Source organism: Mycobacterium scrofulaceum (assembly GCF_001667885.1).
GTDB classification, from domain to species: domain Bacteria; phylum Actinomycetota; class Actinomycetes; order Mycobacteriales; family Mycobacteriaceae; genus Mycobacterium; species Mycobacterium scrofulaceum_C.
Genome location: NZ_LZJW01000097.1, coordinates 33,375 through 50,637, shown reverse-complemented (window position 1 = coordinate 50,637; position 17,263 = coordinate 33,375). Strand labels below are relative to the sequence as shown.

Annotated in this window: 20 protein-coding genes; 8 read left to right on the top strand and 12 right to left on the bottom strand. The window is 69.3% G+C overall.

Annotated features, from left to right (window positions below; genetic code table 11):
- Positions 1-294: helix-turn-helix domain-containing protein (locus A5681_RS15285; protein ID WP_231996319.1), on the top strand; the 294-nt coding region annotated here is incomplete at its 5' end.
- A gap of 29 nt (positions 295-323) precedes the next feature.
- Positions 324-1,061, top strand: a complete 738-nt coding sequence (locus tag A5681_RS15280; RefSeq protein WP_067276236.1) for a DJ-1/PfpI family protein — start codon at positions 324-326, stop codon at positions 1,059-1,061.
- A 24-nt stretch (positions 1,062-1,085) separates the two neighbouring features.
- Here the strand turns inward: A5681_RS15280 and A5681_RS15275 are convergent, their stop codons facing one another.
- Positions 1,086-1,562 carry a nuclear transport factor 2 family protein gene (locus A5681_RS15275; protein WP_067276231.1) on the bottom strand — a complete coding sequence of 159 codons (477 nt, stop codon included), beginning with the start codon at positions 1,560-1,562 and terminating at the stop codon, positions 1,086-1,088.
- Between the two features lie 58 nt (positions 1,563-1,620).
- Here A5681_RS15275 and A5681_RS15270 point away from each other — a divergent pair, with 58 nt between their 5' ends.
- Complete coding sequence (locus A5681_RS15270; protein WP_067276228.1) at positions 1,621-2,391, top strand: SDR family oxidoreductase; 771 nt, start codon at positions 1,621-1,623, stop codon at positions 2,389-2,391.
- 1 nt (position 2,392) lies between these two features.
- On the opposite strand, the gene A5681_RS15265 is transcribed toward A5681_RS15270, so the two are convergent.
- The 5 genes from A5681_RS15265 to A5681_RS15245 form a co-directional block, all read right to left on the bottom strand.
- Entirely contained in the window at positions 2,393-3,166 is a 774-nt protein-coding gene (locus tag A5681_RS15265) for a YqjF family protein (protein ID WP_067276226.1), read from the bottom strand.
- Positions 3,163-3,822 carry a hypothetical protein gene (locus tag A5681_RS15260; RefSeq protein WP_067276224.1) on the bottom strand — a complete coding sequence of 220 codons (660 nt, stop codon included), beginning with the start codon at positions 3,820-3,822 and terminating at the stop codon, positions 3,163-3,165. Before A5681_RS15260 ends, A5681_RS15265 begins: the two co-directional genes overlap by 4 nt.
- A gap of 27 nt (positions 3,823-3,849) precedes the next feature.
- Positions 3,850-5,082: a serine hydrolase domain-containing protein gene (locus A5681_RS15255; RefSeq protein WP_067276211.1), complete on the bottom strand. Its 1,233-nt coding sequence runs from the start codon at positions 5,080-5,082 to the stop codon at positions 3,850-3,852.
- A gap of 69 nt (positions 5,083-5,151) precedes the next feature.
- The gene (locus tag A5681_RS15250) at positions 5,152-6,987 is read right to left on the bottom strand and encodes a fatty acyl-AMP ligase (RefSeq protein ID WP_067276210.1); all 1,836 of its coding nucleotides are present in this window, start codon (positions 6,985-6,987) and stop codon (positions 5,152-5,154) included.
- A 102-nt stretch (positions 6,988-7,089) separates the two neighbouring features.
- Complete coding sequence (locus tag A5681_RS15245) at positions 7,090-8,160, bottom strand: serine hydrolase domain-containing protein (protein ID WP_067276208.1); 1,071 nt, start codon at positions 8,158-8,160, stop codon at positions 7,090-7,092.
- A gap of 155 nt (positions 8,161-8,315) precedes the next feature.
- Here A5681_RS15245 and A5681_RS15240 point away from each other — a divergent pair, with 155 nt between their 5' ends.
- Positions 8,316-8,783, top strand: a complete 468-nt coding sequence (locus A5681_RS15240) for an SRPBCC family protein (protein WP_067276203.1) — start codon at positions 8,316-8,318, stop codon at positions 8,781-8,783.
- A gap of 12 nt (positions 8,784-8,795) precedes the next feature.
- On the opposite strand, the gene A5681_RS15235 is transcribed toward A5681_RS15240, so the two are convergent.
- From A5681_RS15235 to aceA, 5 genes are all read right to left on the bottom strand, one after another.
- Positions 8,796-9,134, bottom strand: coding sequence for a hypothetical protein (locus A5681_RS15235; RefSeq protein ID WP_156737998.1), 339 nt, complete (start codon positions 9,132-9,134; stop codon positions 8,796-8,798).
- A 73-nt stretch (positions 9,135-9,207) separates the two neighbouring features.
- Positions 9,208-10,371, bottom strand: coding sequence for an LLM class flavin-dependent oxidoreductase (locus A5681_RS15230; RefSeq protein ID WP_067276198.1), 1,164 nt, complete (start codon positions 10,369-10,371; stop codon positions 9,208-9,210).
- 184 nt (positions 10,372-10,555) lie between these two features.
- On the bottom strand, positions 10,556-10,957 hold the full coding sequence (locus tag A5681_RS27155; RefSeq protein WP_067276261.1) for a hypothetical protein: 402 nt from the start codon (positions 10,955-10,957) through the stop codon (positions 10,556-10,558).
- A 154-nt stretch (positions 10,958-11,111) separates the two neighbouring features.
- Positions 11,112-11,315, bottom strand: a complete 204-nt coding sequence (locus A5681_RS27150; protein ID WP_156737997.1) for a hypothetical protein — start codon at positions 11,313-11,315, stop codon at positions 11,112-11,114.
- A 405-nt stretch (positions 11,316-11,720) separates the two neighbouring features.
- Positions 11,721-14,012 (bottom strand): isocitrate lyase ICL2, encoded by a 2,292-nt coding sequence (gene aceA, locus A5681_RS15215; protein WP_067276191.1) that lies wholly within the window; start codon positions 14,010-14,012, stop codon positions 11,721-11,723.
- A gap of 323 nt (positions 14,013-14,335) precedes the next feature.
- On the opposite strand from aceA, the gene A5681_RS15210 reads away from it, so the two are divergent.
- Positions 14,336-14,710, top strand: a complete 375-nt coding sequence (locus A5681_RS15210) for a hypothetical protein (protein ID WP_067276188.1) — start codon at positions 14,336-14,338, stop codon at positions 14,708-14,710.
- On the opposite strand, the gene A5681_RS15205 is transcribed toward A5681_RS15210, so the two are convergent.
- Positions 14,707-15,429: an MBL fold metallo-hydrolase gene (locus A5681_RS15205; RefSeq protein ID WP_067276185.1), complete on the bottom strand. Its 723-nt coding sequence runs from the start codon at positions 15,427-15,429 to the stop codon at positions 14,707-14,709. The genes A5681_RS15210 and A5681_RS15205 overlap by 4 nt on opposite strands.
- A gap of 89 nt (positions 15,430-15,518) precedes the next feature.
- Here A5681_RS15205 and A5681_RS15200 point away from each other — a divergent pair, with 89 nt between their 5' ends.
- Genes A5681_RS15200 through A5681_RS15190 form a run of 3 tightly spaced genes read left to right on the top strand, consistent with a single transcriptional unit; the run spans position 15,519 to position 17,263 of the window.
- Positions 15,519-15,833 (top strand): ArsR/SmtB family transcription factor, encoded by a 315-nt coding sequence (locus A5681_RS15200; RefSeq protein WP_197498610.1) that lies wholly within the window; start codon positions 15,519-15,521, stop codon positions 15,831-15,833.
- Positions 15,830-16,240 carry an SRPBCC family protein gene (locus A5681_RS15195; protein ID WP_067276183.1) on the top strand — a complete coding sequence of 137 codons (411 nt, stop codon included), beginning with the start codon at positions 15,830-15,832 and terminating at the stop codon, positions 16,238-16,240. Before A5681_RS15200 ends, A5681_RS15195 begins: the two co-directional genes overlap by 4 nt.
- 18 nt (positions 16,241-16,258) lie before the next feature.
- Positions 16,259-17,263 (top strand): synaptic vesicle VAT-1 family membrane protein, encoded by a 1,005-nt coding sequence (locus A5681_RS15190; RefSeq protein WP_067276179.1) that lies wholly within the window; start codon positions 16,259-16,261, stop codon positions 17,261-17,263.

The following is a 17,263-nucleotide window of genomic DNA, read 5'->3' as shown; positions in this document are numbered from 1 at the left end:
GATGCTGTGCTCGCCGCCGGGCTCGGCCTCGATCGCCTCCTGCACGGCGCGGATCGAGTGGCGTTTGGCCCGCGGCACTTCACCCGAGTGTTCACCGCCGAGGTCGGCGAGGCGCCCGGTCAATACGTCGAGCGGATCCGCACGGAGGCCGCGCGCCGGCAATTGGAGGAGACCGACGACACCGTCGTCGCCATCGCCACCCGCTGCGGCTTCGGCACCGCGGAAACCATGCGGCGCAACTTCCTTCGTCGGGTCGGCATTCCGCCGGACCAATACCGCAAGGCGTTCGCCTGACAAGACACCAATTAAGGAAAGGACCCACCATGACCCAAATCGCGATCGTGACCTATCCGGGCTTCACCGCGCTCGACATGATCGGCCCGTACGAGGTGCTGCGCAACCTGCCGGACGCCGAGGTGCGGTTCGTGTGGCACGAGGCGGGGCCGATCACCGCCGACTCCGGCGTGCTGGTCATCGGCGCCACCCACGCGCTGGCCGAAACCCCCTCGCCCGACGTGGTTCTCGTCCCCGGTGGCCCGTCGACGCCCGTGCACGCGCGCGACGAGGTGCTGCTGGACTGGTTACGCCGGGCGCATCAACACGCCGCGTGGATGACGTCGGTGTGCTCGGGGTCGGTCATCCTGGCGGCCGCCGGCCTCCTCGAGGGCCGCCGCGCGACGTCGCACTGGCTGACCGTTCCCGCGTTGAAGGCGTTCGGCGCGGTGCCGGTGGGCGACGAACGAATCGTGCACCAGGGCAACGTCGTCACGTGCGCGGGGGTGTCGGCGGGACTCGACCTGGCGTTGTGGCTCGCCGGGGAGATCGGCGGCGAGGGCCGCGCCAAGGCGATCCAGCTGGCGATCGAATACGACCCGCAACCGCCCTTCGACTCCGGCCATCTGTCGAAGGCGTCGGCGACCACCAAGGCGGCGGCCACCGCGCTGCTGTCCCGGGACAGCGTGAAGCCGGCCAACATGAAGGCCGCCACGATGCTGGCGTGGGAACAGGCGCTGGCGGCCGTCCGGTCGCGGCGACGGGTGCGGCACCCGGTGACGAGTTAGCCCCTTAGTGACCCCGACGGCGGCCTACGCCCCCGGCTGCAGGATCTCCTCCGAGGCGAGCTGTCCCCCGGCCTGCAGCCAGGCGGTCACGACCCCGGGGGCGTCCCGGTTGGGGTTGTAGATGTCCTCCTCGCTGGAGAACAGGCCGTCGCCCGCGTAGACCAGCCGGGTCCAGTTCGGAAACCAGAAGGGCTCGCCCTTGGGATCCGTCGGGTGGTCGAGCAGGTTCTTGATCATCACCACGACGGCGTCGTTGTCCTCGTCGTAGGCAGTCCAGTCGGACGGAAATCGCATGTGCGGGAACGGCGCCATGACGGCGACGATCCAGTCCCGCACCGCCTCGCGGCCGTGAAACACTCCGTAGTGATGTTCGGTGTAGACGACATCCTCGGTGAAGAGATCGGCGAACGGTCGCCAGTCGCCCGAGGCGCTGCACCCCTCCACCACCTGCGTGTAGTTCTCGACCGCTTGCTCGATTTCTGCCCTGGTGAATTTGCCCATGGCGGACACACTAGAACGTGTTTCGGTCATAGGTCGCTCGTCTGAATAGGGATCTCGCATGAACGTCTTGGAGTTGTTCGATCTACGCGGCAAACGCGCGCTGGTCACCGGGGCATCCAGCGGCATCGGCAAGAAGGTGGCGCAGGCGTATCTGCAGGCCGGCGCCGACGTGGCCATCGCGGCGCGGCGTGCCGAGGCGTTGGAACAGGTCGCCCGCGAGATCGCCGACGACGGTGACGGCAGGGTGGTGCCCATCCCCTGCGACGTGACCCGGCCAGACCAGGTGACCGCGCTACTGGACCGGGTTACCGCGGAACTGGGCGGGATCGACATCGCCGTCTGCAACGCCGGCATCATCACCGTGACTCCGGTGCTCGACATGTCCCCGGAAGAATTCGAACGCATCCAAAGCACCAATGTCACAGGCGTTTTCCTCACCGCCCAGGCGGCCGCTAGGGCGATGGTCCGGCAGGGTCACGGCGGCAGCATCATCACCACCGCCTCGATGTCCGGCCACATCATCAACGTCCCGCAGCAGGTGGGTCACTACTGCACGTCGAAAGCGGCGGTGATCCACCTGACCAAGGCCATGGCCGTCGAGTTGGCGCCCCACAATATCCGGGTCAACAGCGTCAGCCCCGGTTACATCCTCACCGAGCTCGTGGAGCCGATGACGGACTATCACCGCCTGTGGGAGCCGAAGATTCCGCTCGGCCGGATCGGCCGCCCCGAGGAACTCACCGGGCTCTACCTCTACCTGGCCGGCGAGGCATCCAGCTACATGACCGGTTCCGACCTCGTGATCGACGGCGGCTACACCTGCCCGTAGTTCATGCGACGGCGACGCGCCGGCCGAAGCGGGTGCGCACGCCCGGCGAGAACAGCGCGCGCAGGCGCTCGCCGGCGGGCCGGACCGAGCTGGCCGCCACCAGCTCGTCGTCCAGCTCGACGATGTCCGCCGCGCGCAACGGCCAGGGTTCGTGCTCGTTCGGTATCCACCAGGTTCGGCCGGCCTTGCGGGTGTGCGCGCCCCACCGGGCGGTGAGCCATACCTCCAGCGGGGTCGGCTCCACCGGGGCGCCGACGGTGATCTCGACGCTGCTGCGCAGGCCGCGCCGCGGCCACCGCCGCACGCTGTGGTACGTGACGCGGTCGCCGCGCCGGCTCGTCCGCATCCGCGCCCACGTGTAGGGCACGCCGAGACCGGCCCGAACGACCGGCACGACCGCCAGCCGAGCCGTTTCCAGCGACCGGAACAGCACCCCGTGCCGGCCCGAATCGTCAACGGAATACAGCCGCACGTTGGTCTCCGGAAAGCTGCCGAAGTACGGAAGCGCAAGGGAGGAGCCGACTTTGGTGCTGTCCATGACGAAGGGGACCAGCCCGACGTAGGTCATCCCGTCGGCGAAGACGTCGGGACGGGTGCCGGGCGGATACATCGCCGCGACGGCGTCGGGCCGGACCGGCCAATGGATGAAGGTCAGGTCACGCCACCGCTGGTCGAACGTGACGGGGCCGCGAAGCGGCGGCGGTGTGACCAGGAACCCCGCGAGATCCGGGTTCCCGCCGGGTTCGGCCACCGGCGGGTCGGGCGTCGCGGTCATCCCTCCAGCTCCCCGAACACCCTCCGCTCGATGCCGGCTTGCGTGGTGGCCGGCAAGACGACGAGGCCCTCGAGTTCCTGACGCGCCACCTCGTAGGCGCGCCGGCGTTCCTGCGGTGCCGCGGCGGGGTCGGACGCCACTCGCAGCAGGTTCTGCGCGCGCGCGATCCGCTGCTGATCTTCGCGGGAGAAGTCGCTGCGCCGCCTGCGCATCGCCTCGGCCTCCGCGGTGTTGAACGCGGTCACGTAATCCTCGACGGCGGCCCGGTATTGCGCGGCGGCGTCCCGGTCGTCGAGGAGGTCTTCGGCCTTGACCGGGCGCAGGAAGTCGGCCCGCAGCTTGGCCTTGTGGAACGCGACGGTCAGGGGATCGCGCATGTCGGTCATGAGCGGGAAATCCAGGAGCTTGGCGACGTCGAGCTCATAGTCGAGCCATCGCGTGTCGGTGCGGCTGTGCTCCTCGACAACCCGGCGCAGCGACCGCCACTGCGCGACGTGATTGTCGCCGGCGTCCGGCCGCGGTTCCGCCACCTCGGGGACCGGCGGCTGCCCGGCCGCGCGCCGGTTGGCGCCGAACGAGCGGACCACGGCGACGGCGGCGCCCACCAGCGGCAGGATCACGATCAACAGCTCCGCCAGCCGAATGAGCAAACCCACACGGCCAGGATGCCACCACACTCGTCGTCACGTCTGTGGTCGCACGCCGAGGACGTCGCGAAACAGCGCCTGCCGCAACGCCAGTTCGCGCGGGTCGCTCCAGAGGTGAAAGCCCAGCCGGTTCATCACGTAGGCGAACCCGACGCCGGTGTCGGGGTCGGCGCAGCCGAACGACCCGCCGAAGCCGGGCGTCCCGAAGGCCCTGCCCGAGGAACCGAAGTCGAAGTGGGGCACCGGTTTGCAGAAGCCGAGTGAATACGCCACGTCCACGTTCAGCACCTTGTCGCGGACGCCCTGGCTGGGCGGAAGCGCCGGAGCGGCCAGCGCCTCGAGGGTGTCGCCGTTTAGGCCGAGCTCGGCTCCCCCGGTGGCGGCACTGCCGTACATGCGCGCCACCGACCGGGCCGTGCCGATGCCGTTGGCGGACGGGATCTCGACCGCCCGCACATCGTCGCGGTTGTAGTCGCCGTTGAACGCATTCACGCCGCGCGGGACACCGACGGCGCGCGCCGTCAGGCCCACCGGGTTGAGCGAGGCGCCCACGAACCCGGCCGGCATCACGTTCAGGTGCAGCAGCGTTTCCGCGCGCGCCCAGTTGTGGACGTGCGCGACCCGGTCGCGCTCGATCGAATCCGGCAGCCCGATGTGCAGATCGAGACCCAGCGGGCGGGCGATCTCGTCGGCCATGAATCGGCCCAGCGTACGGCCGGCGGGGTCGGTCCGGCGGATCAGTTCGGATTTGTACCAGCCCAGGGTGATCGCGTGATAGCCGTGCCGCGAACCCGGGCGCCACGCGGGTGCCTGGGCCGCCAGGATCGGCGAGAGTCTGGCCGGGTCGGCGACGTCGGCCAGCGTCGGCCTCGGCTTGAGCGCGCACAGCCCGGCCTGATGCCCCAGGAGTTGGCGGACCGTCACATCGCCCTTGCCCGCCTGCGCGAACTCCGGCCAGTAGTCGGTCACCCTCGCGTCGTAGGACAAGAGCCCGCGGGAGACCGCGGCCGCCACGACGAGGGCGGCGACCCCCTTGGTCGTGGAGAACATGTTGACCATCGTGTCCGGCCGCCACGGCTGCTTCGCCGACCCGTTGGCGTAGCCGCCCCACAGGTCGACGACCTTGACCCCGCCGCGGTACACGGCGACGGCGGCGCCCACCTCCACGCCGTCGCGGAAACTGGCGCGAAAGGCGTCGGCGACCTTTCCGTAGCCGGCATCCACGTCGCCGCCGATCAGGTCCGCCGACACCGCAACCTTGAACACCATCGTCTCGCCTCCGAAGGGAGACTAAGTCAGACCGCGTCGGCCAGGTCGTGTTTCGGGCCGTCCGGCCGGTCAGCGCGCGCCCAGGCCGCCGCTCAGGTACTGGGCGCGGCAGGCGCGGCGAGCCAGCTTGCCGCTGGTGGTGCGCGGGATGGCACCGGCCGGCAGGAAACACACGTCGGCGACCGGCAGCCCGTGGCGGCGGGAAACGGCGGCGCGGATGGCCTCGATGGCCGGCTGCGGGTCGGCCCGGCTGGTGCCCGTCGCCCGCTCGGCGACGATCACCAGCTGTTGATCGGAATCCCCGGCGGGCACGGCGAAAGCCGTCACGTATCCGCGCCGGACGATCGGGGACGCTTCGGCGACGGTCGCCTCGATGTGCTGCGGGTAGTGGCTGCGGCCGGCGACGGTGACCATGTCGGCGATCCGGCCGGTCACGTAGAGCTCGCCGTCCAGATAGGTGCCCAGGTCCCCGGTCCGCAGCCACGCGCGGTCGACGGCCGAGGCCGCCGCGTGACTGCCCTCGGGCAACGTCGAGTGCAGCCGGCCGCCGAATGCCCGGCGGGTGTCCTCGGGCAGCCTCCAGTAGCCGCGGCCGACGTTGTTGCCCTGCACCCATATCTCGCCGACGCGACCGTCGGGCAGTTCGGCACCGCTGTCCGGGTCGACGATGACGGCCCATTCGCTGCGGCCGACCTGGCCGCAGGACACCTGCGCGACGGCATCCGGGTCGTCGGCCGCCACCCGCACCGCGCGACCGGCGCCCAGCTCCTCGCGGTCGAAGTAGGCCGGCGTCGCCTCTGCTTCGGGCGCGATGGTCGCGACGAACAGCGTTGCCTCCGCGATGCCGTAGGACGGCTTGAAGGCCGTCGGCGGCAGACCGTACGGGGCGAACGCCTTGTTGAAGGCGCCGATCGCGTCGATGCTGACCGGTTCGGATCCGATGATCAGCACCACGTTGCTCAGGTCGACAGCGTCGCCCGGCGCGGGCAGCCCCCGTTGGGCGGCCCATTCGTAGGCGAAGTTGGGCGCCGCGGTGACCGCCCGCCCCGCCTCGGCCGACAGGGCCTTGATCCAGCGCTGCGGCCTGCGCACGAAGGCCGCGGGCGACATCAACGTGGAGTGTCCCCCGTACACCGCCGGGAAGCCGATCATTGACAGGCCCATGTCGTGATACAGCGGCAGCCAGCTCACGCCGTGGGTGTTGCGGTCCAGCAGGTCGATCGACAGGATCATCTGCACGAGGTTGGTGCCCACCGCCCGGTGCGTGATCTCCACGCCGACCGGAGGCCGCGTCGAACCCGACGTGTACTGCAGGTGGGAGACGTCGTCGTGGCGAAGCTCGGTGGGGGTGAACGATTCCCGCGCCGAGTCGGGGATCTCGTCGATGACGATGACCCGCGGCCGCTGCGGCTGCGGCAGCGTGCTCAGAAAGTCCTCGACCGCTCCCCTGGCCGCCGCCGTCGTCAACACGGCCGTCGGCCGCGAATCGCGCAGCGCCGTGTCCAGACGTTCGGCGTGGCCGGGCAACTCGGGCGCGAACAGTGGCACCGCGATGGTCCCGGCCTTGACCGCCGCGTAGAAGCCCATGACGTAGTCCAGGCTCTGCGGCGCCAGGACGGCGACCCGCTCGCCGCGGCCTGCGGCCTCCTGGATGCGCGCGCCGATCGCTTCCAGCCGGACGCCGAACTGGTTCCACGTCACCTCTTCGGCCACGCCGTCGGCCGAGCGGTTGTAGTCGAGGAAGCGGTACGCCACGGCGTCACCGACGTTCGCGATGTTGCGGTCGATGAGGGAGATCAGCGTGACGTCCGGCGGCGGCATGATGTTGCCGTCGGCGTCCAGGCAGTCTTCGATCTCGAGCATGCCGGGGACACGTTGGGCGCGCTGCCCGGAAGCGAACTCCATGGACCCACTGTAGGCACGGCGACGCGGCAACCCGTCGCGCCGTGAACGTGATCATCGGCACGCCGCACGCGAAGGGCGTTGTCCGCGAACCGAATCCGAGAGCTACATCCAGAGCCGCCCCAGCGCCTCCGCGAGGGCCTCCGGATCTTGCTTGTCGGTGTTACAGCTGATCGCCAGCGACGTCGCCCGGTCCTTGCTGACCCGGAAAGCCGTGACGAACCCGCCCCATGACCCGTCGTGATCGAGCGCTCCCGTTGCGAGCAGGTAGATCCCGGCGCCGTAGCGATCGCCCCCGCCCGGCTCGGTCGGCACCGCCCCGGCCAGCTGCGCACGCAGCAGCGTGGGACCGCCCACGCGGCCGGTGCGGTAATTGTCCGCCCAGCGGACGAGCTGGCTGGGGGTGGTCTGAATGCCGCCGTCCCCGACCTGCTCCCAGCCGGACGCGACCGCTTTGCCGTCCTTGTCGTAGCCGACGGCCTTGCCGAGAATCGACCCGGTGGGCTCAACGACCATGTTCAACCCGAGGGGTCGAAAGAACTGGCCGGCGAGGTATTCCGGCAACGGTTCCCGCGCGGTGCGGTGAACGATCTCGCCGAGCAGCAGGTAATTGGAGTTGGAGTACTCGAATCGCGAGCCGGGTTCGTACTCGAGCTGGTCGACGCCGGCCAGCGCCCGCAGGGCCTGATCCTCGGTCGTGCGGTCACCGGCCTGGAACCCCTGCGCCTCGAGCAAGCCGACGTAGTCGGGGATTCCGCTCGTCTGGTGCATCAGCTGGTCGAGGGTGACGGTGCTCGCCCACCCCGGCAGCTCGGGCAGGTGCCGGGAAACTGGGTCGCCCAGCGTCAGCGCACCGCCGTCGACCAGCAGCAGCAGTGCGCTGGCGGTGAATTGCTTGGACACCGAGGCGATGTCGAACACGGTGTCGGGCGTGATGGCTTCGTGGGTCGAGACGTCCGCAACGCCGCGCACACCCGTCCAGGCAACTTTGCCCTCGAGGCCCACGGCGGCCGAGCAGCCCGGATCGCGTGCGCCGATAGCGTCGTCGAGCACCCGTTGACTGCGGACCTGGGCATCGGCGCGTCCGGTGGTGGAGGTGGCGCGGGCGCCGTCATGCCCGCCGCCACATGCGCCGAGCAGCACCGTGACGGCAAACATCAACAGCGGCCGTCGCATTCGCCGATTGTAGGTAGCCCCGGACCGGAGACCGGGGCTTTCGCCGCGGGGCCAGCGGTCGGGCCCCGCACCCCGCCCCTCGGGGACGCGTTGTGGGCGGTAGCCTACGCGCGAGCGGCCGGCAGGGCCGGCGAGGATTTCCCGGGGAGTGGGTCATGTCAGGCAGGACGTATTCGTTCGAGGTCACCCGTACCAGCACCGCGCCCGCCGCGACGCTGTTCCGCCTGGTGACCGACGGCGCGAACTGGTCGAAGTGGGCCAAGCCCATCGTCGTGCACTCGAGTTGGGCGCGGCAGGGTGACCCGGCGCCGGGCGGGATCGGGGCGGTCCGCAAGCTCGGCATGTGGCCGGTGCTCGTGCAGGAGGAAACCGTCGAATACGAGCCGGACCGGCGGCACGTCTACAAGCTCATCGCCCCGTCGAACCCGGTCAAGGATTACGTCAGCGAGGTGGTCCTGACGCCGAACCCGTCCGGCGGCACCGACCTGCGCTGGACGGGCTCGTTCGTCGAGGGCGTCCGCGGGACGGGTCCGGTGATGCGGGCCGCGATGGGTGGTGCGGTCCGGTTCTTCGCGCGCCGGTTGGTTGAGACGGCCGAGCGCGAGTCGAACCCGCAGCGCTAGCCGCCCGCTTCGCTACGGGTTGTTGGCCTGCTGCTCGGTGAGCTGAGCCTGCTGCATGCTCTGTTCGAACTGCTGCTGAGCCTGTTCGTTTTGCTGTTCGGCCTGCTGCATGGACTGTTGCAGCTGCTGCTGGGCGAGCTGCTGCTGCAGTTGGGCCTCGTCGTCGCCGTCATCGGCGGCGAAACCGCGTCCGCCGGAAAGGTTGGGCGGTGCCTGTTGGAAGGCCGCCGCGTCGGTCGGGCGCGCGGATGCCTGCGCCGCGTCGAAGAGGGTCAGCATGGCGACGGCCGCGGCTGCCGCACAGACCAGCCGCGCAATCCGGTGCCTGGGGTGGTGAGGGGTGGTGGTCATCCCCTAGTTGTGCGCCGAGACCCTAGCTGCCGGCTGGGAGGCGGCTGTCGCGGCGATATGAAGCCTCGGTCCGCTACTTCGAGTCGACCTCGTCCTGGTACTTCTTCGTCATGTGCGCGACGGCATCCAGCTGGGATTGCGCGAGGCTCTCCCGGGCCTGTCCGGCACGCGCGGCGGCGTCCAGCGTCGGCTGCGCCTGTCCCTGGAAATGCGGCATGACCTCGGCGGCGAACAATTCGGCGGACCGCCTGGTGGCGGCCGGGTTCGCCCACTCGTGGCCCATCTGCAGCATGCAGCCGAATCCGCCGGATTGATCCCACAACCGCTGGACCTGTTCGCGCGCCCGCTCCGGGGTGCCGATCACGCCGGCCCCGTTGTCATTGATGACGTCGATCATCTCGTCGAGTTGTTCACCGGGCATGGTCATCTGTGGGAAGGCGGCCACCTTCTGGAAGTACCGGAACCACGGCTCGATACCGAACTTGACCTCCTCGCGCGCCTGCTTCTCCGTTTCGGCGAGGTGGAACAGGCCGACCAGGCTCCAGTTCGTGCGGTCGACCTGCGTGCCGAAGGTCGCCGCGCGCTCCTCGACGATGCCCCAGTGATAGGACAGCGCGTTGAAACCCTCGACGGTCAGCGTCGCCCCGATGGACAGCAGGCCGATGCCATGCTTGCCGGCCAGCCGCGCGCCGGTCGGTGAGGCGACCGCGGCCACCGACAGCGGGATGCCGCCGTCGGAATAGGGAGCCAGCTGCAACTTGGCGTCGAACAGTTGGTGCGTGGCCGTCTTGGCGCTGACGGTTTCGCCCGCGAGTAGGCGGACGACGATGTCGAGGTTCGTTTCGAGCAGCTCGCGGGTGTCGGTCGGGGTGAGCCCGATCATCGACGAGTCGCTGGGCAGGGAGCCGGGACCCACACCGCCGATGATCCTGCCGTGGGTGAGGTGGTCGAGCAGCATCAGCCGGTCGGCGACCCAGAGCGGGTTGTGGTACGACAGCGAAATGACCCCTGTGCCAAAGCGAATGCGCTTGGCGCGCTCGGCCGCCGCGGCGATGAAGATCTCCGGCGAACTGATGATCTCGCTGCCCGCCGAGTGGTGTTCGCCCAGCCACACTTCGTCGAAGCCGAGGGCGTCGAGGTGCTCGATGAAGGCGAGGTCACGCTGCAGCGCGAGCGTGGGGTTCGTGCCGGCCCGATGGAACGGCGCGATGAAGTATCCAAACCTGAGCTTCGCCATCGAAGGTCCCCTTGCAGCCGAGTTGGCCAGAACCATAACTCGAATGCGGTGTCCGGCCTAGGCCGTCACACCAGAACGCTCGGAAGGCGAGGAGTTTTCAGCCGGCGGGGCCGGGTCATCCCAGCCCCGCCGACTAGGGGAGCAAGCCTGTGTTGTGGTGCGTTAGCGCCGGTTCGGCGAGATGTCAGTAGCCGCCGCAGACGTTGCCGACGCAGCCTCCGCCGCCACCCGGCCCGCCGCCGCCACCCCCGACACCGGGAATGCTGCCGCTACCGCCGCCGGGTCCGCCGCCACCAGTGGGTCCGCCGGGGACGCCGCCGCCGCCACCACCCGGGCCGCCACCGCCGGTGGGTCCGCCGGGGACGCCGCCGCCACCGCCGCCGGGTCCGCCGCCACCCGTGGGACCGCCGGGGACGCCGCCGCCCCCGCCCGGAGTGGACGGGGCCACGCTGGACGACGGCGTGGTCGTGGGTGTGGTGGTGGTGCTGCTGTTCGGGCCCTTGTTGCCGCCGCCGCATCCGACCGCGAACACGAGCATGGCCGCGCCGCCGAAGAGCGCGACCGAGTTTCTGGCTGCCGATCTCATCTGGAAGTCCCCAATCCCCACTCGCACCACGTGCAACTGGTCCACTTCTCCTTACCCCGGTGCACGCCCGGGCAAACGAGTGCGGCCCGGGGACTTCCAGCCGCGGAAACGCCGATGGCCCATCACCGGGATGGGCCATCGGGAAACGGTGGGGCTAGCAGTCGAGACCGGACACGCAGCCGGCCAGGGTCGCCGGGTGGACACCGGACGCAACCGCGGGCGCCGGCGTGATGCCGGACGGCGAGTGCGTCGCCGCGGCCCCGGCCGGGGATACGCCCAACGCGCCGAATCCGATCGCCAACGCCACCGCGGCCATTCCGCCGAACAGTGCAACCGCCGTCCTCATTTGCGCCTTCATCAGCCGATCCTTCCTGTCGTCGCGCGTCGGGGGGTGCCGCGCGTCCATACGCCCATTCTACACCTGTGCAACTGTTGCACCAAGATAGTTTTTTATCGCCGGGCGCAGGGCGCGCCACGTCATCGGCACGGCACCGACACGGGTGCAAGGGAGTTGATGGAAAGAGCGGCGCCCGCGGAGCCGGGCGCGTTTGGAGCCGATGGCCCATCTCGGGCTAATGGACCATCGGCGAGTCAAATCGTATCCGCGGACAACTGTTGCTATGCGGGATTCTGCGGACGCCGCGGTAAGAAATTTTCTTATTCGTAAATTGGATAGTCCGCCCGTGGTGCGTCAGAACGTCCCGCTCGAAGCGGTGGCGTCGGCGGAACTCGAGCGAACCGGGGTTCGCTCGAGGGCCGCTCCTTAGTCTTCCTTGGTGATCAGCTTCCGCAGCGCCACGCGGTCGGGCTTCAGCAGCTCCTCGATGCGCGGGCGGTTCACCTCGGCGACGATGATCTCGCCGACCTCCTGGTTCACCTCGCTGAAAATGCCGTGCGACTTCATCTTCGACGTCTGATACTGGTTGTCCTCGGTCGGCGTCACGTAGTACACCGCGTCGGCCTTGAAGCGGTGCACCAGCCACAGGTGGATCAGCGTCATCAACCGCTTCTGGCGCAGCTTCTCGGCGAACGTGTTCTGGTCGCGCACCGTGAGGATGCTGCGGCCGTGCCGATCCTTGATCGGGTCGAACACGACGTTGGCCAGCTGCTCGTCCCCGTTGCCGTGGATGCCGAGCACCAGCACGTCCGAGCCGGGGCGCCGCGGCCGCAGCTGCACGCGCAGCTTCTCGCCGAGCTGGTAGTGCTCGCTCCACAGCGCCAGCCACTCCTCCAGCAACTTCTTGGGCACCTCGGTCTGCACGAGATGCTGGTGCTGGGTCGAGCCCTTGCCCATGGCCTTCGTGGTCGCCGTCCGTCCGGAGGACGCCTGCAGCGCCGCGTCGCTGCGCGGGCCGCCGACGAGCGTCTGTGGGGTGCGATAAGGCGACTCGACCAGGCGCATCTTGCGCTGCAGGCGAGCCAGCGCCAGCATGCCGTCCTGTTTCAGGGAGGCCGCGAACTCCTCGGCGGCGACGCCGTCGATCTGGTGGCCGCCGTAGGTGATGAAGTTGAAGACGAAGCCCATCTTGCCGAGCTCCTCGGGGAAGCGCTTCATCTCCTCGTCGGTCATGCCGGTGGTGTCCCAGTTGAACGACGGGGACAAGTTGTAGGCCAGCATCTGGTCGGGGAACTCGGCGTGGATCGCCTCCGCGAACTGCCGGGCGTCGGCGAGGTCGGCCGTCTTGGTCTCCATCCAGAGGATGTCGGCGAACGGCGCCGCGGCCAGCGACTTGGCGATCGCGTAGGGAATGCCGCCGCGGATCTGGTAGTACCCCTCCGGCGTCTTCGCCAGCTCGCAGTCCCACGGCGGGTCGACGCCCAGCTGCTTGGCCTTCTCCCGGGCGGCGTAAAGAGAAGCGCGCTGGGCGAATTGCCGCCACTCCGCCGGGCTCATCCCGACAGGCTCGTCCTCTTCGCTCTCGCTGAATTCGAGCACCTCGGCGACGGCCTCGCCGTAGGTCATCAGGCCGGCGTCGTCCTCCCAGGCGGCGACGAACCGCGACTCCACCTGGTCGAAGAGGTCGTCGATCGACCCCTGCCCGTCTTCGCGACGGGCGTTGACGGCCTCGGAGATCAGGCCCTGAATGCCCTGGCGCTCGAGCCAGGCGGCGGCCGCCGCGTACTCCGAATCGGCCAGGGCGTAGAGGAGGTGGCCGTTGAGTTCCTTGACGCCCAGCTCGTAGAAACGCCGGAGCAGCGCCAGGAAGCAGGCTTTGTACGACGGGATGTTGAGGTTGGTGGCGCCGAGCAGGAACGGCTGGTCCCGCTCGTCGGCGCGGCTGTCGATCAGGTTGGCCGCCTCCGCGTCGGTGCGGGCGACGATGATCCCCGGCACCCGCATGATGTCGAGCTGGAAGCGAGCGGCGTTGAGCCGCTTGATCTGCTCGTCGGAGGGCACCAGGACCTTGCCGCCCTGATGGCCGCACTTCTTGGTGCCGGGGCGCTGGTCCTCGATGTGGTAGCCCGCGACGCCCACCTCGACGAAGCGGCGGACAAGGTTGCGCACGTGCGGATCACCGCCGTGGCCGGTGTCCGCGTCGGCGATGATGAACGGGCGGTAGTCGTAGGCCGGGGTGCTGGCTCGCTGCGCCTCGCTCATGTTCAGGCGCTGGTACTGCTGGTTGCGGTCGGCGGTCAGCAGGGCGCGCACCAGGACCGCGGCGTCGTCGGGCACCTGGCTCAGGGGGTAGCTCGCCAGGTCCGGGCCGGGGTCCTCGGTGGTGGAGCCCTTGGCCGAGGTTGCCCAGCCGCCGAGGTAGATGCCCTCGATGCCCATCCGCTTCATGGCCACGGCCTGGCCCGGCGAGTACGGCCCGAACGTGGTGATGCTCTTCTTGTTGGCGAACAACTCGCGGAGCCGGTCGTAGAAGGCTCCCGCCGCTTCGCGCGCCACGATGTAGTCGGTGGGGATGGTGCCGCGTTGTTCCACGACCTGGCGAGCCGTGTAAAGACGTGTGATTCCGGCGAATCGCGGGCCGTCCATGTACCGCTGCGTGGCGGCGATGTCGTCTTCGTACGAGGTCCGGACTTCAGTGTCCGAGTCAATGATGGCCATGGCCCTACGCTTCCTGTTCGGCACGATTCCCTTGAACGTGAGTCTATCCCCGGGGGTGGCGGTTGAATCAGGGGTCGAAAGACCCGTGCCAAAACTGTTGTCAACCGCCCTACTCCAGGTCGCGTCCGCCGCCCCAGCCCGACGGGCACACAAGACCGCCGGTATCGCCGGGCGGCCACGAACGAGCGCCGAGCTTCCGTATTTCATGGGATCCTCTGTGCGACAGCATCTTTCGGTATCAGCGAGCATGTTCCTCAGCCGACCGCCCGAGCGAAAATCCGAAAATCCGGCGGATCCAGCAAACAAGAGGTAAGGTCAGTGCCGTGCAAACGGAATTGCGCTACGACCGGTGGTATCTACCGCTTGCGGTTCCTGTCGGACTGGGGCCCAAGCGCAGTTGGCTCAGGGTGGACGCCGGCGCCCTGCACGTGAAAATGGGCTGGGCCTTCGACGCTCGCGTTCCGTTGGCGTCGATCACCCGTGCCGAGCGGGCGGACGACCGGGTCCTCACCCTGGGGGTGCACTACTCGGGTGGGCGCTGGCTCGTGAACGGGTCGGGTAAGGGTCTGGTGGCGTTGACGATTGAGCCACCGGTAAACGCGAGAGCCGTGGGCCGGTCGATTTCGCTGCGCGAGTTGTGGGTCAGTGTCACCGATCCGGATGCCCTGATTGCCGCCTGCACCGGTCCGCGCGTCTAACCCGGGTCGGCCCCGGCGCGCCGGGCCAGCCAATCCCGCTGGCGACGGATGAATTCGGCGTCGACGACGCGTCCGTGTCCCGGCACGTAGACGGCCTCGGGTCCGCCTACCGCGAGCATCCGGTCGAGCGTGGACGGCCATGCCGCCAGATCGGAATCGGCGTCGATATAGGGGTCGGCGGACTCCTCCACCAGATCGCCGGTGAAGATGACGACCGGGTCGGCTTCACCCTCGACGCCCGGCGCGATGACGACCAGGTCTGCGGTGGTGTGTCCCCGGCCCAGGTGGGCGATCGATACGGTGCGGTCGCCCAGTTCGACAACGCTGTCGTAGACACCGCGCTGCGGTGGCTGCAATGCCGCGATGGCGCGGTCGACCTCCGCGGCGTCGGCGCCATAACTCACGGCGTGCGCGCGAAGGTGATCGGCGGCGGACGACAAATACTCGACAACTTCTGGGGCGCAGAGGATTTCGGCTCCACCGAATGCCGAGGAACCCAGGACGTGGTCGAAGTGCTTGTGCGTCAACACCACATGCGTGACCGGCCGCCCCGCGAGCTCGCGGGCATCGGCGGCGATCGCGTCCGCTTCGACCAGCGTGGTGCCGGTGTCGACGAGCAGTGCCCCGGTGCGCCCGCGCACCAGCCCGACGGTGACGTCGCAGAACGCCAGCCGGCAGCGGTGCACACCGGACGTCAGCCGCTCCCACGCGAAATGCATAACCGGGAAGATAGCGGCCACCGCGGCGCGCCGTCGGCGGTCGCCGGGAATGGTTGACATGTCGGAAATTCCCGACATATATTGCGGGCGTGGCTGGCACCGACCGCGTCTTTCTCGCGTTGGCCAATCCGGTGCGTCGGGAACTGCTGGAAATCCTGTCCCGCCAGCCACTGCCGGCCGGAAAACTCTGCGAGCGGTTCAACCTCAGCCGCCCCGCGGTCGCCGAGCATCTCAAGGTGCTGCGCGACGCCGGGCTGGTGGCCGATCGGCCGCAGGGTCGCCACCGCATCTATCACCTGACCGCGGAACCGTTGGCGGAGCTCCGCGAGTGGCTGCATCCGTTCGAAAAGTTCTGGCGGGCGCGACTGGCCAAACTCGCCGAGACGGCGGAGGAGTTGCAATGACAGAGACGTCGACGCCCGCGACGATCCGGGTGGATCAATTTGTGGCGGCCCCACCGGCCAAGGTCTGGCGCTTGTTGACCGAGCCCGGCCTCCTGCGGCTGTGGTGGGCCGATGGCGATGTGGCCGCGGTGGTCGGCCACCAGTTCACCCTCGACATGCCGGGCTATGGCAAGCAGCCCTGCACGGTGCTCGAGGTCGATCCCCCGCGCCGGTTCGTGTACACGTTCACCCCCGTCTGGACGCTCACCTGGCGCCTCGAGCCGGAGGGTGACGGTACCCGGGTTTTCTTGGAGCACAGCGGTTTTGACTTGGACGACAAGAGGATGGCCGAGGCCTTCCGCCGCATGGGGCCCGGCTGGTCCGGCGCCGTCCTCCCCCGCCTGGCCGACGCCGTGAGCCGGGCCTGAGCGGGGAGGACAATCCAGATGCGCGCAGTCGTCATCACCAAGCGTGGCGATCCATCGGTGCTGCGGGTCCAGCAGCGGCCCGATCCGCCGCCACCCGCGCCCGGGCAGTTGCGGGTCGCGGTGCGGGCGGCGGGGGTCAACTTCGCCGACCACCTCGCCCGCGTGGGCCTGTACCCCGATGCGCCGAAACTGCCGGCGGTGGTCGGCTACGAGGTCGCCGGAACGGTCGAGGCCGTCGGTGAGGGTGTCGATTCCCGCCGCGTGGGTGAACGAGTCCTGGCGGGGACGCGGTTCGGTGGCTATGCCGAGCTCGTCAACGTTGCGGCGCGCGACTCCGTGCCGCTGCCGGCCGGGATGAGCTTCGAGCAGGGCGCCGCGGTCCCGGTCAACTACGCGACCGCCTGGGCCGCGCTGCACGGATACGGGTCGCTGCGCGCCGGTGAGCGGGTGCTGGTGCACGCCGCCGCCGGCGGGGTCGGCATCGCGGCCGTCCAGTTCGCGAAGGCCGCCGGGGCCGAAGTGCATGGCACCGCATCGCCGGCGAAGCATGCGAAGCTGGCCGAACTGGGGGTGGACCGGGCGATCGACTACCGCCGCGACGGCTGGTGGGAGGGCCTGGATCCGTACGATCTGGTGCTCGACGCACTGGGCGGAACATCGCTGCGGCGGTCCTACGCGCTGCTGCGGCCCGGGGGAAGGCTTGTGGGCTACGGGGTTTCGAATCTGCAGCACGGCGAGAAACGCTCGCTGCGGGCGGCGGCACCGCACGCGCTGGCGATGCTGCGCGGGTTCAACCTGATCGACCAACTCTCAGACTCCAAGGCCGTGATCGGCCTCAACATGCTGCGACTGTGGGACGACCGGGGCACGCTCGAGCTGTGGATCACCCCGTTGACCAAGGCGCTCGAGGACCAGACGATCGCTCCCATCGTTCACGCGGCGGTGCCGTTCGACGAAGCGCCGGAGGCGCACCGCATCCTGGCTGCGCGAGAGAACGTCGGCAAGGTGGTCCTGGTGCCGTGA

Excerpts from the sequence above, each read along its gene's own strand:
- A5681_RS15280 (WP_067276236.1), top strand. The coding sequence starts at position 324 with ATGACCCAAATCGCGATCGTGACCTATCCGGGCTTCACCGCGCTCGAC.
- A5681_RS15275 (WP_067276231.1), bottom strand. The coding sequence starts at position 1,562 with ATGGGCAAATTCACCAGGGCAGAAATCGAGCAAGCGGTCGAGAACTAC.
- A5681_RS15270 (WP_067276228.1), top strand. The coding sequence starts at position 1,621 with ATGAACGTCTTGGAGTTGTTCGATCTACGCGGCAAACGCGCGCTGGTC.
- A5681_RS15265 (WP_067276226.1), bottom strand. The coding sequence starts at position 3,166 with ATGACCGCGACGCCCGACCCGCCGGTGGCCGAACCCGGCGGGAACCCG.
- A5681_RS15255 (WP_067276211.1), bottom strand. The coding sequence starts at position 5,082 with ATGGTGTTCAAGGTTGCGGTGTCGGCGGACCTGATCGGCGGCGACGTG.
- A5681_RS15250 (WP_067276210.1), bottom strand. The coding sequence starts at position 6,987 with ATGGAGTTCGCTTCCGGGCAGCGCGCCCAACGTGTCCCCGGCATGCTC.
- A5681_RS15245 (WP_067276208.1), bottom strand. The coding sequence starts at position 8,160 with ATGCGACGGCCGCTGTTGATGTTTGCCGTCACGGTGCTGCTCGGCGCA.
- A5681_RS15240 (WP_067276203.1), top strand. The coding sequence starts at position 8,316 with ATGTCAGGCAGGACGTATTCGTTCGAGGTCACCCGTACCAGCACCGCG.
- A5681_RS15235 (WP_156737998.1), bottom strand. The coding sequence starts at position 9,134 with ATGACCACCACCCCTCACCACCCCAGGCACCGGATTGCGCGGCTGGTC.
- A5681_RS15230 (WP_067276198.1), bottom strand. The coding sequence starts at position 10,371 with ATGGCGAAGCTCAGGTTTGGATACTTCATCGCGCCGTTCCATCGGGCC.
- A5681_RS27155 (WP_067276261.1), bottom strand. The coding sequence starts at position 10,957 with ATGAGATCGGCAGCCAGAAACTCGGTCGCGCTCTTCGGCGGCGCGGCC.
- A5681_RS27150 (WP_156737997.1), bottom strand. The coding sequence starts at position 11,315 with ATGAAGGCGCAAATGAGGACGGCGGTTGCACTGTTCGGCGGAATGGCC.
- aceA (WP_067276191.1), bottom strand. The coding sequence starts at position 14,012 with ATGGCCATCATTGACTCGGACACTGAAGTCCGGACCTCGTACGAAGAC.
- A5681_RS15205 (WP_067276185.1), bottom strand. The coding sequence starts at position 15,429 with ATGCATTTCGCGTGGGAGCGGCTGACGTCCGGTGTGCACCGCTGCCGG.
- A5681_RS15195 (WP_067276183.1), top strand. The coding sequence starts at position 15,830 with ATGACAGAGACGTCGACGCCCGCGACGATCCGGGTGGATCAATTTGTG.
- A5681_RS15190 (WP_067276179.1), top strand. The coding sequence starts at position 16,259 with ATGCGCGCAGTCGTCATCACCAAGCGTGGCGATCCATCGGTGCTGCGG.